12 protein-coding genes are annotated in these 15,258 nt (G+C 68.1%); 6 read left to right on the forward strand and 6 right to left on the reverse strand.

The features are described from left to right. The first annotated feature begins 111 nt into the window (after positions 1-111). Both ACFVTM_RS19535 and ACFVTM_RS19540 read left to right on the forward strand, forming a co-directional pair. Positions 112-1,368, forward strand: a complete 1,257-nt coding sequence (locus ACFVTM_RS19535; protein ID WP_390205618.1) for a M20 family metallopeptidase — start codon at positions 112-114, stop codon at positions 1,366-1,368. Positions 1,369-1,391: 23 nt separating this feature from the next. Continuing rightward, positions 1,392-2,681, forward strand: coding sequence for an MFS transporter (locus tag ACFVTM_RS19540; protein WP_390205619.1), 1,290 nt, complete (start codon positions 1,392-1,394; stop codon positions 2,679-2,681). A 136-nt stretch (positions 2,682-2,817) separates the two neighbouring features. Here ACFVTM_RS19540 and ACFVTM_RS19545 read toward each other — a convergent pair whose 3' ends face one another. Beyond that, positions 2,818-4,077: an MFS transporter gene (locus ACFVTM_RS19545; RefSeq protein ID WP_390205620.1), complete on the reverse strand. Its 1,260-nt coding sequence runs from the start codon at positions 4,075-4,077 to the stop codon at positions 2,818-2,820. A 126-nt stretch (positions 4,078-4,203) separates the two neighbouring features. Here ACFVTM_RS19545 and trmB point away from each other — a divergent pair, with 126 nt between their 5' ends. Both trmB and ACFVTM_RS19555 read left to right on the forward strand, forming a co-directional pair. Further along, positions 4,204-5,160 (forward strand): tRNA (guanosine(46)-N7)-methyltransferase TrmB, encoded by a 957-nt coding sequence (trmB, locus tag ACFVTM_RS19550; RefSeq protein WP_390205621.1) that lies wholly within the window; start codon positions 4,204-4,206, stop codon positions 5,158-5,160. A gap of 103 nt (positions 5,161-5,263) precedes the next feature. Further along, the gene (locus tag ACFVTM_RS19555) at positions 5,264-6,067 is read left to right on the forward strand and encodes a DUF1206 domain-containing protein (RefSeq protein ID WP_390205622.1); all 804 of its coding nucleotides are present in this window, start codon (positions 5,264-5,266) and stop codon (positions 6,065-6,067) included. Positions 6,068-6,083: 16 nt separating this feature from the next. Here the strand turns inward: ACFVTM_RS19555 and ACFVTM_RS19560 are convergent, their stop codons facing one another. Then, positions 6,084-6,767 carry a zf-HC2 domain-containing protein gene (locus tag ACFVTM_RS19560; protein WP_390205623.1) on the reverse strand — a complete coding sequence of 228 codons (684 nt, stop codon included), beginning with the start codon at positions 6,765-6,767 and terminating at the stop codon, positions 6,084-6,086. After that, positions 6,764-7,273: a sigma-70 family RNA polymerase sigma factor gene (locus tag ACFVTM_RS19565; RefSeq protein WP_390205624.1), complete on the reverse strand. Its 510-nt coding sequence runs from the start codon at positions 7,271-7,273 to the stop codon at positions 6,764-6,766. The genes ACFVTM_RS19560 and ACFVTM_RS19565 overlap by 4 nt, the downstream gene beginning before the upstream one ends. Positions 7,274-7,475: 202 nt before the next feature. Here ACFVTM_RS19565 and ACFVTM_RS19570 point away from each other — a divergent pair, with 202 nt between their 5' ends. Beyond that, positions 7,476-8,015 carry a hypothetical protein gene (locus ACFVTM_RS19570; RefSeq protein WP_390205626.1) on the forward strand — a complete coding sequence of 180 codons (540 nt, stop codon included), beginning with the start codon at positions 7,476-7,478 and terminating at the stop codon, positions 8,013-8,015. Between the two features lie 146 nt (positions 8,016-8,161). Here ACFVTM_RS19570 and ACFVTM_RS19575 read toward each other — a convergent pair whose 3' ends face one another. Next, positions 8,162-9,073 carry a hypothetical protein gene (locus tag ACFVTM_RS19575; protein ID WP_390205627.1) on the reverse strand — a complete coding sequence of 304 codons (912 nt, stop codon included), beginning with the start codon at positions 9,071-9,073 and terminating at the stop codon, positions 8,162-8,164. Between the two features lie 196 nt (positions 9,074-9,269). On the opposite strand from ACFVTM_RS19575, the gene ACFVTM_RS19580 reads away from it, so the two are divergent. After that, positions 9,270-12,719, forward strand: coding sequence for an SNF2-related protein (locus ACFVTM_RS19580; protein ID WP_390205629.1), 3,450 nt, complete (start codon positions 9,270-9,272; stop codon positions 12,717-12,719). A gap of 32 nt (positions 12,720-12,751) precedes the next feature. Here ACFVTM_RS19580 and ACFVTM_RS19585 read toward each other — a convergent pair whose 3' ends face one another. Beyond that, on the reverse strand, positions 12,752-13,225 hold the full coding sequence (locus ACFVTM_RS19585; protein WP_390205630.1) for a hypothetical protein: 474 nt from the start codon (positions 13,223-13,225) through the stop codon (positions 12,752-12,754). Between the two features lie 18 nt (positions 13,226-13,243). Next, positions 13,244-15,193 (reverse strand): primary-amine oxidase, encoded by a 1,950-nt coding sequence (locus ACFVTM_RS19590; protein ID WP_390205709.1) that lies wholly within the window; start codon positions 15,191-15,193, stop codon positions 13,244-13,246. Positions 15,194-15,258 lie beyond the last annotated feature (65 nt).

Genomic DNA, 15,258 nt, shown 5'->3' on the forward strand with positions numbered 1-15,258 from the left:
CGGCATGTGAATCATGTCACTTCAGAATAGACGCAGTAAGTCCCCACCGGACCGAAGCAGGCCACACAGCCAGGCCGCATCACCAACCAAGCGACAAACGAGGAGCAACACGTGCCGATCACCGCAGACGCCCGGGAAATGCAGGCGGACCTCGCCCGGTTCCGCCATGAATTGCATCGGGAGCCCGAGATCGGCCTGACCCTGCCCCGCACCCAGGAGAAGGTGCTCAAAGCACTGGACGGGCTGCCCTATGAGATCACCCTGGGCCGGGACACGACGTCGGTCACCGCGGTATTGCGCGGCCAGGCGTCCGGGGCCGGCGCGGACTCCCGCCCGGCCGTGCTCCTGCGCGCGGACATGGACGGCCTGCCGGTGCAGGAGAAGACAGGCGTGGACTACACGTCCAGGATCGACGGTGCCATGCACGCCTGCGGCCACGACCTCCACACGTCCATGCTGGCGGGAGCCGCCACCCTCCTGGCCGAACGCCGGCATAACCTGGCCGGCGACGTCGTCCTGATGTTCCAGCCCGGCGAGGAAGGCTTCGACGGTGCCAGCCACATGATCCGCGAGGGCGTGCTGGATGCCGCCGGCCGGCGCGTGGACGCCGCGTACGGCATGCACGTCTTTTCCGCCCTGGAACCGCACGGCACGTTCTGCACCAAGCCCGGCGTTATGCTCAGCTCCTCCGACGGTCTCATGGTCACCGTGCTTGGTGCCGGCGGCCACGGTTCGGCCCCGCATTCGGCCAAGGACCCGGTGACGGTGGCCGCCGAAATGGTCACCGCCCTGCAGGTCATGGTCACCCGGCAGTTCAACATGTTCGATCCCGTAGTCCTCTCCGTGGGGGTCCTCCAGGCCGGTACCAAGCGCAACATCATCCCGGAAACCGCACGCATCGAGGCCACCATCAGGACCTTCTCGGAGGAATCCCGGCAGAAAATGATGGACGCCGTGCCGCGCCTGCTGAAGGGAATCGCGGCGGCGCACGGCCTCGACGTCGACGTCGACTACCAGCAGGAGTATCCGCTCACCATCACGGACGAGGACGAAACGAATACCGCGGAGAACGTCATTGAAGGCCTGTTCGGCGATTCCCGGCTCTCCCGCTGGGCCACCCCGCTCAGTGGCTCCGAGGATTTCTCGAGGGTTCTGGCCAAGGTCCCCGGCACGTTCATCGGGCTGAGCGCCGTCCCCCGCGGCGCGGACCATGCCACGTCCGCGTTCAACCACTCCCCGTACGCCACGTTCGACGACGGCGTGCTGGCCGACGGCGCCGCGCTCTACGCGGAACTGGCCATTTCGAGGCTGGCCGCGCTGGCGGCAGCGGACGTTCCCGCGGCCACCGCCGCCTCCACCCTTTCCTAGCCCACCCCCCGAGGGAGAAGACCATGACTGCAACCGCAAGCACCCCGCTGGCGACCCGGACATCCACCCGCAAGACGATCATCGGCACGGGCATCGGCAACGCCGTCGAATGGTACGACTGGGCCATCTACGCCACGTTCACGCCGTTCATCGCCAGCCAGCTCTTCAGCAAGTCGGATCCTGCGTCCGCGGTGCTGTCCACGCTGGCGATTTTCGCCGTCGGCTTCGTTGCCCGCCCTTTCGGGGGCTTCCTGTTCGGGTGGATCGGTGACCGGATCGGCCGCAAGGCCTCCATGACCCTGGCCGTGGGGCTCGCGTCGGTGGGCAGCCTGATGATCGGCATCGCGCCGACCTTCGCGGCGGTGGGCGTATGGGCGTCGCTCACGCTCCTGGTGGCGCGCCTGGTCCAGGGCCTGGCGCACGGCGGCGAGCTGCCGTCGTCGCAGACGTACCTGTCCGAAATGGCGCCAAAGGAACACCGCGGCTTCTGGGCCACCCTGATATACACCTCCGGCACTGTGGGAATCCTGTTCGGGACCCTGCTGGGCGCTGTCCTGAACATGGCGCTGAGCACGGAGGTCATGAACGCGTGGGGCTGGCGCATCCCGTTCCTGATCGGCGCGGCCATGGGTCTCTACGCGCTGATCATGCGGTCCCGGCTGCACGAAACGGACGTCTTTGAGGGCGAGGCCGCCACGGAGAAGCGCGCCCCGATCTGGCCGCAGATCGTCCGCCACCGCAAGCAGGCCTTCCAGGTGATCGGCCTGACCGTGGGCCTGACGGTGATCTACTACATCTGGGGCGTCGTCGCCCCCAGCTACGCCACCACCGCCCTGAAGATCGACCGCGGCGAGGCCCTGTGGGCGGGCGTGATCGGCAACATCGTGTTCATCGCGGCGCTGCCCTTCTGGGGCAAGCTGTCCGACCGGATCGGGCGCAAGAAGGTGCTGTGGGCCGGTGCGATCGGCGCAGGTGTCATGCACTTTCCGATGACCTGGCTGCTGAAGGACGCCGCGTGGCAGCTGGCCGTCAGCATGTCCGTCATGCTGATCTTCATCGCGGCCAGCGCCGCGATCGTGCCGGCCGTCTACGCCGAGCTGTTCCCGACGAGCATCCGCACGGTGGGCGTCGGTGTCCCCTACTCCATCTGCGTAGCGGTGTTCGGCGGAACCGCGCCCTACCTCCAGCAGTGGCTCGGCACCACCGTGCAGATGCCGCAGCTGTTCAACGTGTACGCCGTGCTTCTCCTGGCCATCTCCGCGGTCTTCGTCTTCACCATTCCGGAAACGAAGGGCAAGGACCTGACCGCCTGATCCCGGCCCCGGCCCTGCCCAGACCGCCTGCCCGGTTGCGCTATCAGTTGTTGCTGTTCTGGAGGCCTCAGAACAGCAACAACTGGTAGCGCATCGTGTTTTGGGGGGCGGAGGGTCAGCCGCCGGGTCGAATAGGTTACCCGATAAAACGGTCGCGCCCGGCCCTGTACCCGAACACGGCGGCGAGCGAGCCCACCAGCAGGAACAGCACGCCCGCCGCGGCAAACGATCCCGTGGACTGGTGCAGCTGGCCCACCATGAGGGTGCCGCTGGAGCCGAGTCCGTAACCCACGCCCTGCATCATCCCGGAGAGGTGGGCCGCGGTGTGCCCGTCGCGGGTCCGGACCATGATCAGCGTCAGCGCCGCGGCGGTCAAGCTCCCCTGGCCCAGGCCCAGCAGCCCGGTCCACAGCCAGATCAAGTCCAGGGGCCCAAAGATGCTGAGCGCAAAGCCCCCGCCGGTCATGAGGGCCACCACCGTGTTGATGGCACGCTGGTCCCGGAACCGGGTGGCCAGCGCCGGCGCGAACAGCGAGCCCAGCATCTGCAGCACAATCGAGGCCGAGACGATCATGCCGGCCGTGCCGCCGTCCACCCCGCGTTCGCGCAGGATCGGGGCCAGCCAGGCAAAGACGCTGAAGGACATCATGGCCTGCAGGACCATGAACGCAGTCACCTGCCAGGCCACGGCCGAGCGCCAGACGCTGACGTCGCCGGCCGGCCGGGGCGGTCCGCTGGGACGGGACCGGAGCGCCGCCGGCAGGAACAGGACAAGGACGACGCCGGCCGGCAGCGCCCAGAACCAGAGGGCCGCTGTCCATTGCCCTGTCGCGCGGAAGACCGGGAACGTGAAGCCCGCACCGAGGGCGGCCGAGGCGCAGATTGCCGTGGTGTACAGGCCGCCCATGAGGCCCAGCCGGCGCGGGAAGTCACGCTTGACGACACCGGGCAGCAGGACGTTGCACAGTGAAATCGCGGCGCCGCACGCAGCGGTTCCGGCGAGCAGGGCCGGAAGATGGCCGGCCGCCGGCAGCTCCACGGGCCGCAGCAGCAGCCCGGCAGTGAGCACCGCCATGGCGCCCAGCAACACCCGCTCAGCGCCGAACCGGTGGGCCAGTGCCGGGGCGAGCGGCGCGAACACGCCAAGCAGCGTCACGGGCACGGTGGTCAGCACCATGACCGCCCAGGCCGGCAGCCCGGCGTCGGCCGTCACCTCGGGGAGCACCGCGGCGAAACTCGAAAACACGGTGCGGAGGTTCAGCCCGATCAGGACCAGGCATACGCCCAAGTACGCGAGCGCGCGGCCGCTGGCGGCGCGCGGCGCTCCGGCGGGGTGGTTCCGGAGAACGACGCCGGCCGGATGATCCTGCTCGTCAGTTTTTCCTGCTGGGCTCATCCGCCCATTCTTGCAGTCCTTCCTGCAGCCGCCCGCGCAGTCACTCGTGCTGCCGGCCGCCCGCCGGCCCGCCGCCGGACGGCGGCGGGGCGCTCCGGCCCTGCAAACTCAACTATTCTGGAAGGGATGAGCGAATCCCCAGAATCCCCCGGCACGCCGGCAAACCCGGAGTCCGGCGCCCCGGAAGAGACCCGACTGCCGCGCCCCGTGACCCCCGGCAGCCAGGCCTCGTTCGGCACGTACGGGGGCCGTCCGGTGAGCTTCGTGCGCCGCGGCACGCGATTGCAGGGCCGCCGCCAGGCGGCCTGGGAGGAGCACTCCGACCGCTGGGCCGTTGAGGTCCCCCGCCACGTCGCCAACACCTCCGTGCATCCGGACTACGTCTTCGACGCGGAAGCCGAATTCGGCCGGACGGCGCCGCTGATTGTGGAAATCGGCTCCGGGCTGGGCGACGCCGTGTGCCATGCCGCGGAGCAAAACCCGGACAAGAACTTCCTGGCCGTGGAGGTCTACACCCCGGGCCTGGCCAACACGCTGATCAAGATCAACAGCCGCAAGCTCAGCAATGTACGGGTGGTGGAGGCAAACGCCCCGGAGGTGCTCGCGACCATGCTCCCGGCCGGCTCCGTCACCGAACTGTGGGTGTTCTTTCCGGATCCGTGGCACAAATCCCGGCACCACAAGCGCCGCCTCATTCAGCCGGCGTTCGCCGATCTGGCCGCCCGGGCCATCAAGCCCGGCGGCATCTTCCGGATCGCGACTGACTGGTCCAACTACGCCGTCCACGTCCGCGAGGTCATGGCAGGCTCCGCGGCGTTCGCGAACCTGCACGAGGGCGAGCGTGCAGGTGCCGACAGCCCCCTGACCCAGGTGTGGGAATCCGGCGTAGAGTCCCTCGTGGGCGGGGCGCCCGTCAAGGAGGGCAGGGCCCCGGTCAGCACCGAGCACACCGGACCCAACGAAGGCGTCGACTCGACCGGCGGCTGGGCGCCACGGTTTGAGGGGCGGATCCGCACGAGCTTCGAGAACAAGGCGCACGAAGCCGGGCGCCTGATCTTCGACCTCAGCTACCGCAGAATTTAGGCACCCCCGGTTCGCGGACATCTGTTGCTGCGCGGCTTCGCGTGGCACGATTACGGAACGAACCACGCTCGGTAGCACTAAGGAAACGACCATCAAACGAGAATTGAACGACGCCGCTGACGCCGCCGAAGACGTCACCAATTCGAAGCCCCTCGAAATCGCAGCGCGGGCGGGGTTCGCTGTGTCGGGGGTGCTGCACTTCCTCATCGGGCTGGTCGCGATCCGGCTCGCCATGGGCGGCCAGGGCCAGGCCGATGTCAGCGGCGCGGTGGAAGAGCTCGCCGGGCAGCCGGCGGGGCCGTTGCTGCTCTGGACTTCGTTTGCCGCCTGCGTTGCACTGGCCATCTGGCAGGCCTCCGACGCCATTTTCGATTTCGGGCACCTGCCGACCAAGAAGAAGATCGGCAATAAACTCAAGGCCGCCCTCCAGGCCGTGGTGTACACCGCGTTCGCCCTGACGCTCGCGTCGGTCGCCACCGGGGCCCGCTCGGACAACCGCGAGTCAGCTTCCGATATGACCGTAAACCTCATGAAGTCGCCAGGCGGTGTTGCGCTCTTGGTGGTCATCGGCGTGGCGATAGCCGTCACAGGGATCATCTACGCGATCCGAGGCTTCAGGAAGTCATTCCTCAAGTACCTGCGCGTGCCGTCCCAGCAGACGCGCACTGTGGTGACAGCCGTCGGCGTCGTGGGCTACGTCGCCAAGGGCTTCGCCCTGCTGCTGGTGGGCCTGCTCGTCATCATCGCCACCGTTACGGCGCACCCCGAAGAGTCAACCGGGCTCGACGGCAGCCTCAAGGCCCTGCGGGAGCAGCCGTTCGGCGTGTATCTGCTGGCCGCGGTGGGTGTCGGTTTGATCTGCTACGGCATCTTCATGGTGGTACGGGCCAAGCTCGCGAAGATGTAGGTCCGCGAGGAGGACGCTACCCCTGCGGCACGGCGATGACAGCCACGGTCTTCTGCTTCTCGTCGCGCATCTCGACACTGGCGATCCTGGCCAGCTGCACCGGCGTCGCCCCCGTTATCCGGACCCTGCCGGTGGGTGTGGCCGTCCATGCGCAGGCGCGGTCCTCGCCGCCGTCACGGTCCTTGACCCACAGCGAGAGGGTCCCGGCGACGGGCAGGCTCCGCCCGTCCACCGCCAGCTCCGTGCCCCAGGTTTTCTTCACCAGGCCCACCGAGACCTGCAGCCCGCTGCTGGCCGCCACGGAATAGCTCGCGTCCGGTTTGGCGGGTTGGCTCAGCAGCGGCCCGACCATGATGCCCACGCCCAGGCATGCGGCGGCCGCAGCGGCCACCGCCACCGTCCAGCGCCGCCGCACCTTCCGTCGGCGGGCGGCGACCTCATCCAGGAGCCGGCGCGGGACGGGCACCGGTTCCGGCGGAACAAGCGCCCGCTCCCGGGCGGCCGCAGCCGCCGCGGTGAGCGCGACGGCGTCTGACACCGGGATTGCGTCGAGCAGGGCCGGGAGGCTGGCGAGGTCGTCCAGCTCCTGCCGGCAGTCTGCGCATACGGCCAGGTGCTGTTCGAAGGTTGCAGCCTCGGCCCGCTCCAGTCCGCCGAGCAGATACGCGCCGAGGAGCTGATGCAGCTCGGTTTCGTTCACCTCTGCACCCCCATTTCGTCGAGGATCGTCCGCAGGGCCCGAACGGCGTAAAACGCCCGGGACTTCACCGTGCCGCTGGGGATCTTCAATTGGGCGGATGCCTCCTGGACTGTGCAGCGGCGGTAATGGAGCGCTACGAGGACTTCGCGGTGCTCCGCGCTGAGCCGGAGCAGCGCCTCTTCCATCAGGACCTTGTTGAGCAGGTCATCGATGCGTCCGGCGCCGCCAACGCTGTCGGGAGCGTCCGGGACATCGCGTTCGCCGGCTTCCTGCGGGCGCCGCTGGGCCTTGCGGTAGTTGTCGATCATGATGTTGCGCGCCGTCCTGAACAGGTAGCTGCGCAGGCTGCCGGTGATCTGCGGCGCCTGCTGCCAGACCCGCAGCACGGTTTCCTGGACGACGTCGTCGGCGAGGTGGGGATCGCGGGAGGCGCTGAGGACGAAGCGTTTCAAGGCCATCCCGTGGTCGCGGTAAATCGCAGCCACGACGTCTTCGTCCAGCGGCATTGCGCACCTCCCGGGAGTTGTTGTCCTGCGCCCCTCCGCCTGTATGACGTACGGGCGGCCCCAATAGTTCAGTGTGCCGCAGGACTGCCTACATAAACGGCACTGGCATAAACGGCATTGGCGTGAACCATTCCGCGCTCCACGGCGTCCTATCATGTAGCGCCGGCCTCCGAGTTGGGCTGGCTCGAGTCTAGGAGCAGCTATGAAGAAGAAGCACCTCAGCATTGGCTTGTCCGCATTCGCCCTTGCCGCTCTACTGTCCGGCTGCGGTGGCGGTGCGACCACAACGACGCCGACATCGGCGGCGCCGGCTACCTCCGCCGCGTCTACTCCAACAGAGTCGTCCGCCGCATCCAGTTCGGCGCCGGCGTCCGCTGCGGACCTCACAGTGGCCGAGTCCAAGGCGGGCCAGATCGTGGTGGGTGGCAAAGGACTGAGCGTCTATTACTTCACCAAGGACACGAAGGACTCCGGGACCAGCGCCTGCACCGGCGAGTGCCTCGTGGCGTGGCCTCCGGTCACCTCGACGACGGCGACCCCCACCGTTGAGGGCGTCACCGGCAAGGTCGGAACCATTCAGACGACTGACGGAAAGATGCAGATCACCATTAACGGAATGCCGATCTACTACTACGCCAAGGACCAGGCCGCGGGAGACATCACCGGCCAGGGCGTCGGCGGGGTCTGGTACCTCGTGGCACCCTCCGGCGAGATGATCAAGACCGCACCAAGCAGCTACTAGGCTCGAGGGCCAGGCCCCGTCCTTTCCGGCTGGCCAGGCCGGGCCTGCCGGGTCCGGCGTACGGCCGGCGCCTGCTCTTTGGGGGGAGGCGCCGGCCGTACCCGGGGAGGCCGCTTACGCGCCGGCCTCTCTTATGCGTCGGCCTCCTACGCGTCGGCCGGGTCAAACTCCGATGCCTCTTCAAACTCCACCGCGGCGAGGATTTCCTGGGTGCGGGGATTCAGCATGAAGGCCTCGTCGTCGTCTTCCAGCATGAGGAATTCGCCCTGTTCCGTGGTGAAGTGCCACGCCAGGGTGGTTTCCCCGTTGTGCTCATAGTTGGGATCACCCATGGTGATCCGCTCCAGGGTGTGCCCGGCAATGTCGCACAGCTCCCGGATGATCTGTTCAAACTCCGGCGCGTCCAGGAGGGCTTCCTCCGCGGCCGCCGCCTGGCGCTCCGCAAGGTCCGGAACCCTGGCCACCCGTCCTGCGATGTGGGCGTCGAGGTCGTCGTCGTCAAGGACCAGAAGATCCTCCTGACCGCGTAGCCAGGCGGCGTTCAAAGCCGAGATGTCCTCTGTTTCGAGAATCGACTCGAATTCCCCGTCCAGCTCTTCGATGCGCCGGACAGCGTCGGAGACCCCGTCCCCCGGTGCGCCTCCGTCTGTTTCCCCTGCAAGGGTCCAGCCGCTGCCGCCGTCGAGGTAGGTGTCGACGTCGGTGTCGGTGAGGGCGCCGAAGGCGGCCACGGTGCGGTTGAAGAGGTCCAGGTGCGCGGCGGCACCCATGGCCGCCAGGCCTTCCCGGACGTAGGGATCCACGTCCTCGCGTTCGGGGACGGTGAAGACGTACTGCGCGAAGCCGCCGGCGAGCGCCTGCGTCAGGTAGAAGTCCACGTAGTAGCTGCGCAGGGCTGTCGGGGAGATCTCGTCCGCGTCCAGCAACTCCTCGAACATGGCATTGACCACGTTGACGTTCGCGTCGACAACGTCCTCGTTTCCGCCCTTGAGGCTCTCCGTGGTCAGCACTGTCGGGTAGCTGGGGGCGGACTGGATGGTGGGCTCGCCGTTGGTCATTCGGAATCCTTACTGCTGGCACTACTGATACTCCGGACCTCACCACGGTAGGCGGGTCTTCACGGCGGGCAACCGAGCCCCAGTTGAACGTCAGGCGAAGTTTGGGCGGCGGTTCCGCGGGGACCGGCGAAGTTCCGGGTCCTGCGAAGCGTCGGTAAGATGGATCAGATGACCACCTGCCGAAAGTAGCGCGCACATGCCATCCCATCCGGACGAGAGTGCGGCACTGGCAATACAGACTCCCGCGATCAACGACCGCTCCCTGGCGGCCGGACTGGCCTACGCCATGGGGAGCCGCGTTTCCGGAATGTCCTTCGACGCCGCCACAGGCCTGCTGCTGGGCAAGGTGCGGGGCGGATCCGAGGTGCCCTACTCCACGACGGCGAAGCTTGTCCGGAAGCCCAGCGGCTGGAGCTGCACGGTGGGCGTCTGCAGCTGCCCCGTCCGCAAGGACTGCAAGCACGTGGCGGCCCTGCTCTTCGCCGCCGAAGACAACCCGGCGACCCGCATGCAGCTGCTCGCCCCGGCCGAGGCCACGCGGCTGTCCCGCCAGAGCGCCCCGCCGGAAATGGCCGACTGGGAGCAGGCACTCAGCCCCCTGATCGCCCGCCCGGGGATCACGCCGTCCGACAACGGCACCCCGCTGGCGCTGCAGTTCGACGTCGAGGAACCCGCCCCGCACTTTTCCTACACGGGCCGCCGCGATCCGCTCCGGAGTGTCCGCCAGCTCAAGGCACGCCCGGTGATCATGGGGGCCAAGGGCAAGTGGATCCGCGGCGATGTCTCCTGGAGCACCCTGAGTTACTTGAACTACCGGCGCGAATGCAACGAGACACACGTGGAATGGATGCAGGAATTCCTCGCCTCGCACACCGCCGTGGCGAACCGCCAGCACTCGGGCACCGGACTGTGGCTGGGGCTCAACACCTACGCCGGCAAGAACCTGTGGAACCTGCTGTCCCAGGCCCAGAAGATCGGCGTCGCCCTGGTGCACAGCCGCGGCGCCGAGCCGGTGCGGCTCGTCGAGCAGCCTGCCGCCGTCGGGCTGAACCTGGCGCGCTTCGGCACCGGCGGGGACGACGGCGGGCTCTCGCTCGCGCCGACCATCACGGTCGAAGGCGAAGTGGTGGATCCGGCGACGGTCGGGACCATCGGCCGCCCGGCGCATGGGATCTTCCTGGCCACCGACGGCGACGCCCTGCCCGGCGTCGCCCCCACAGACCCCGTCATCACCCTCGCCCCGCTCGAAAGCGGGCTCAGCGAGGAGCTGCTGACCTTCGTCACCGGCGGGACCACCCTGCACATCCCCGCACGGGACGAAAGCCGCTTCCTGACCGGCTTCTACCCCAAGCTCAAGCAGACCGCCCGGGTGACGGCCTCCGACGAATCTGTGGAACTCCCCACGCTTGCTATCCCCACCCTGTCCCTGCTGGCCAACTACGGGGCGGACCACCGGGTCCGGCTGCACTGGGAATGGCACTACACGTCCGGGAACCTCGTCACGGCCCAGCCGCTGTGGCGGCATCCGGGCGACCACGGCTACCGGGACGACCCCGCCGAGGCCCGGATCCTTGAGGGGGTCGGGCAGCCCTGGGACGTGGTGCCGGCCTTGGGCGAGTCCGCGACGGGCGGCTGGGGCACCCCGCGCCTGGCCGCCACGGCGGAACTGGCCGGGCTGGACACCCTCGCCTTCACCGAGGACGTGCTGCCCCGGCTCCGCGACCTTCCCGACGTCTCCGTGGACACCTCCGGTGAGATTGCGGATTACCGCGAGGCCGAGGAGGCCCCGGTGGTGGCGATCTCCACGAAGGCGACGGACAGCCGTGACTGGTTCGACCTGGGCATCGTCATCACGCTGGAGGGCCAGCCGGTCTCCTTCGCGGCCCTGTTTTCCGCCCTCGCCGCCGGCCAGACCCGGATGCTGCTGCCCAGCGGGGCGTACTTCTCCCTGGACCTGCCCGAACTGCACCAGCTGCGGGCGCTGATCGATGAGGCCCGCTCCCTGCAGGACAACCCCGGCGACAAGGACGCCCCGCTGCAGATCAGCCGCTTCCAGGCCGGGCTGTGGGACGAACTCGCGCACCTCGGCATCGTGGACGAACAGGCTGCCGCCTGGCGCGAATCCGTGGGCGGCCTGCTGGAAGGCGGCATCAAGGGCCTCCCCCTGCCCGCGACGCTGAACGCCGAGCTGCGCCCGTACCAGCTGGAGGGCTTCAACTGGCTGAGCTTCCTGTACCGGCACGGGCTCGGCGGCGTGCTGGCCGACGACATGGGCCTGGGCAAGACGGTGCAGGCCCTGGCGCTGATCTGCGCGGCAAAAGTCGCCGCCGCGGCTGTTACAGAATCCGCCGAACCGCCTGCTGCCCGGACCGCTGGCTCAACCGCGGAGGAGCCCGCCGCCCGAACCGCGCCGTTCCTGGTCGTCGCCCCCACCAGCGTGGTGGGCAACTGGGAGGCGGAGACGGCACGGTTCGCGCCGGGCCTGAGCGTGCGGGCCATCGGCGAAACCTTCGCCAAGAGCGGCTCGGACCCGGCCGAGGCGATGGCCGGCGCGGACATCGTCATCACCTCCTATGCCCTGTTCCGGATCGACTACGAGGCCTACGCCTCCCGGACCTGGGCGGGTCTGGTCCTGGACGAGGCCCAGTTCGTCAAGAACCACCAGTCCAAGGCCTACCAGTGCGCCCGCAAACTGCCCGCCGCCTTCAAGCTCGCCATCACAGGCACTCCACTGGAGAACAACCTGATGGAGTTCTGGGCCCTGACCTCGATTGTGGCCCCCGGACTCTTTTCCAGCCCCAAACGGTTCGCCGAGTATTACCAGAAGCCGGTGGAGAAGAACGGCGACAAGGGGCAGCTGGACAAGCTCCGGCGGCGGGTCCGGCCGCTCATGATGCGGCGCACCAAGGAGCAGGTCATCAAGGACCTGCCGCCCAAGCAGGAGCAGATCCTGGAAGTGGTGCTGAATCCGCGGCACCAGAAGGTCTACCAGACGCACCTGCAGCGGGAGCGCCAAAAGATCCTGGGCCTCATTGAGGACGTCAACAAGAACCGGTTCACCATCTTCCAGTCGCTGACCCTGCTCCGGCAGCTCAGCCTGGATCCCTCGCTGATCGACCCCTCCCTGTCCGGGGTGCGCTCCAGCAAGCTCGATGTCCTGTTCGAGCAGCTCGCGGACCTCGTGGCCGAGGGCCACCGGGCCCTGATCTTCAGCCAGTTCACCGGCTTCCTGGGCAAGGTCCGGGAACGGCTGGTGGAGGAGGGCATCGAGTTCTGCTACCTCGACGGCGGCACGCGCAACCGCACCGACGTCGTGAACGAGTTCAAGAACGGCGCCGCGCCGGTGTTCCTCATCAGCCTCAAGGCCGGCGGATTCGGCCTGAACCTGACCGAGGCCGACTACGTGTTCCTGCTGGACCCGTGGTGGAACCCGGCGTCGGAGGCCCAGGCCGTGGACCGCACCCACCGGATCGGCCAGGCCCGGAACGTCATGGTCTACCGGCTCGTCGCCAAGGACACGATCGAGGAAAAGGTCATGGCGCTGAAGGCGAAGAAATCCCAGCTCTTCGCCGACGTCATGGAAGGCGACGCGCTGACCGGCGGCGCATTGACCGCCGAGGACCTGGCGGGGCTGTTCAACGACTGAGCTTCACAGGAGTCAGTTTCAAGAACTGGCGGTCAGCCGATCACACCCGCAGGTTCACGGCTCCCGGCCAGCGAACCGCGCAGCCGGGCGAGCAGCGTGGCCGCGGCGAGCGCCGTGGTCAGTTCCAGGGCGATGATGGCCAGCAGGGCGCCGGAATCCGACGGCGGTGCGGCGGCCGCGGCGGTCGCGAAACCGTGGTGGCCGTGGCCGCCGGAGGTCCCGGCACCGAAACCCAACAGCAGGACCGCGTGCACCCCGGTCATGGCCAGGGCCGAAGCCATGACCTGCCGGAGCGCCCTGGCCCGGGGCCGGCGCCAGATGTGCACGGCACATGGCAGGCACACGGCCACCATGGCGAGCATGAGCAGGTTCAGCCAGGTCCCGTGCTGGTTCCCGGCGACGAGAAAGAGATGTGCGAGGCACGACGCTGCCGTCACGGCGGCGCAGGTCCGGGGGTGCAGGACGGAGCCGCGTGAACGGCCCCGTCCCGGCATAAGAGTCACCATCACAATCGCCGGGTCCGGCTAGCCACCGCAGTGGCCTGAGCCGGCGTCGCTGTGGCAAGGTGTGGACTGCTTGTTCGGGTTGGCGGGCACATCCAGCACAGGGCTGCGGTCAAAGAAGCCTTCCGGCCTGAGCTTGAAACCGACCGTGTCCACCGGCATGATGGGCCAGTCCTCGGGGCGCGGGAAGTGGGTCAGGCCGAACGTGTGCCAGACGACGATGTCCTGGCCGTCCAGGTCGCGGTCCTTGGCCACGTACTCCGGCAGCCCCGCTCCCCCGGCGTGCTGGTTCACGAAGTCGCCCGTCGGGTACCGCTCGTCCTCGGCGAACCGGGTCACCCACAGGTCCTTCGTGGCAAAGGCGGCACGCCGGGCGATGGAGGACTCCGGGTCTGCCAGCAGGGTGGGCTGGCCCTGGGCGTGGAGCTTGTAAGCCACGGGCTCGCCGAGCCGGTTCCGTGAGTGCGGGTTGGAGATGACCCAGGTCCGGCCGCTGCGGGCATCGGCCTCGCGCACGCCTTCGGATTCGCGGGCGATGACCGTGCGCTTCCGGGAGAAGGCGTTGCCGCGTTCGTTGCCGGCGCCCATCGCCTGCCGGACCACGTCTTCCTCCTCGACCCGGTTGGTGAGGCCATCGATCGCCATGTCCAGGCGGGCGCTGAACAGGTGCTGGTGGTACGGGGCGCCGAGGCCCGGGGCGAGCTGGGAGATGTTCGCCGAGCCGCCTTCCGGGTAGGCGGAGGTGAAGACGACGCCGGTGGCTTTGGCTTCGAACTCGATGGTCCCGTCAAGGTAGAGGTACCAGTAGAAGCCGTAGTCGTAGTTGCCGATGGTGGTGAAGAAGGAGATCACCAGGCGGCGGTTGCGGCGGGTGTAGTTGATGCCGGTCCAGAGGTCGCTGTGCTTGGCCAGGATGCTCCAGTCCTCCTCGTGCATGCAGATGCCGTTGCGGATCTCCCGGGGATTGCCGAAGGCGTCGCTGATGACGGGGCTGAGGTAGGTGATCTCGCCGAGGCAGTCGCAGCCAAGTTCCAGCGAGTTGGCGTACTGGCCCACCAGGTATTCGCCGGTGTCGAAGTAGTTCTGCCAGGACCGGATCGGCGACGGATCCCCGTACGGGACCACCATTTCGGCGATGGACGCGCGGTTGATGATGGGGCGCAGGCGGCCACCGTCCTGGAACGCGAGGTTGTGCAGCACCACCCCTTCGCGGACATCGAAGCCGACGTCCAGGCTCCACTTTTCCCACTCGATGTGGTTTCCGCCGGTGACCGTGAAGCTCGGCCCGTCCGGCTGGGTGATGCTGATGGGTTTCTGCGTGGTCCGCAGCGGCCCCGTCAGCTCGGGGTCCGTGTAATTGCCGTGCTCGGCCGGAATTGGGAAGATGCCGGTGTCCAGCACCTGCGTCACGGTCTTGGCAACGACATCCACGTAGGCCACCAGCCCGTCGACCGGGTGCGCCCAGGCGCTGTCCTCCGGGAAGTCCTGGACAAAAGCCAGCCCGCGGAGGATGCGGCGGCCCTTCTCCTCCGGGTATTCAAAGACGCCGGCGGACAGTGGAGCGACGCGGACTTTGCCGACGTCCAGGCCCCGGACGGCCAGCGCCGTGAGCCACCGTTCGTCTGTGGCCAAAAGCTGCTCGACGACGTCGAACTCCTCCTCCAGGACCGGGAGCTCGCCGGTCACCGCCGTGTCGAGTTCGACGGCGGAAATAACCTCGCCGCGGGACACCGAGACGGTCACGTCGGCAGGCCTTCCCCCGGCGACGTCGTGGACGAAGACCCGGAACCGGCGGTCCGCGGTTCCCTCCGGCGCGTTCCTGGCGGGGTCCACCAGTCCCAGGTACGCGATGCGCTTGGTCTCGCCCAGCAGGCCCGCCGTGCGCAGGATGCCTTGGACTGCGGTGATTTCGGCGCCCGTGGCCAAGCTGTACGGACTATGCGAGGTGCGGATGTCGGTTTGTGCGGTCATCATGACGGCCTTCGTTCGGGGACCCTGGCGGGTCGGAACTTTATTTTCTATAGTTGTAGAGAATA

The organism is Arthrobacter sp. NPDC058130, assembly GCF_042884475.1.
GTDB lineage: Bacteria > Actinomycetota > Actinomycetes > Actinomycetales > Micrococcaceae > Arthrobacter.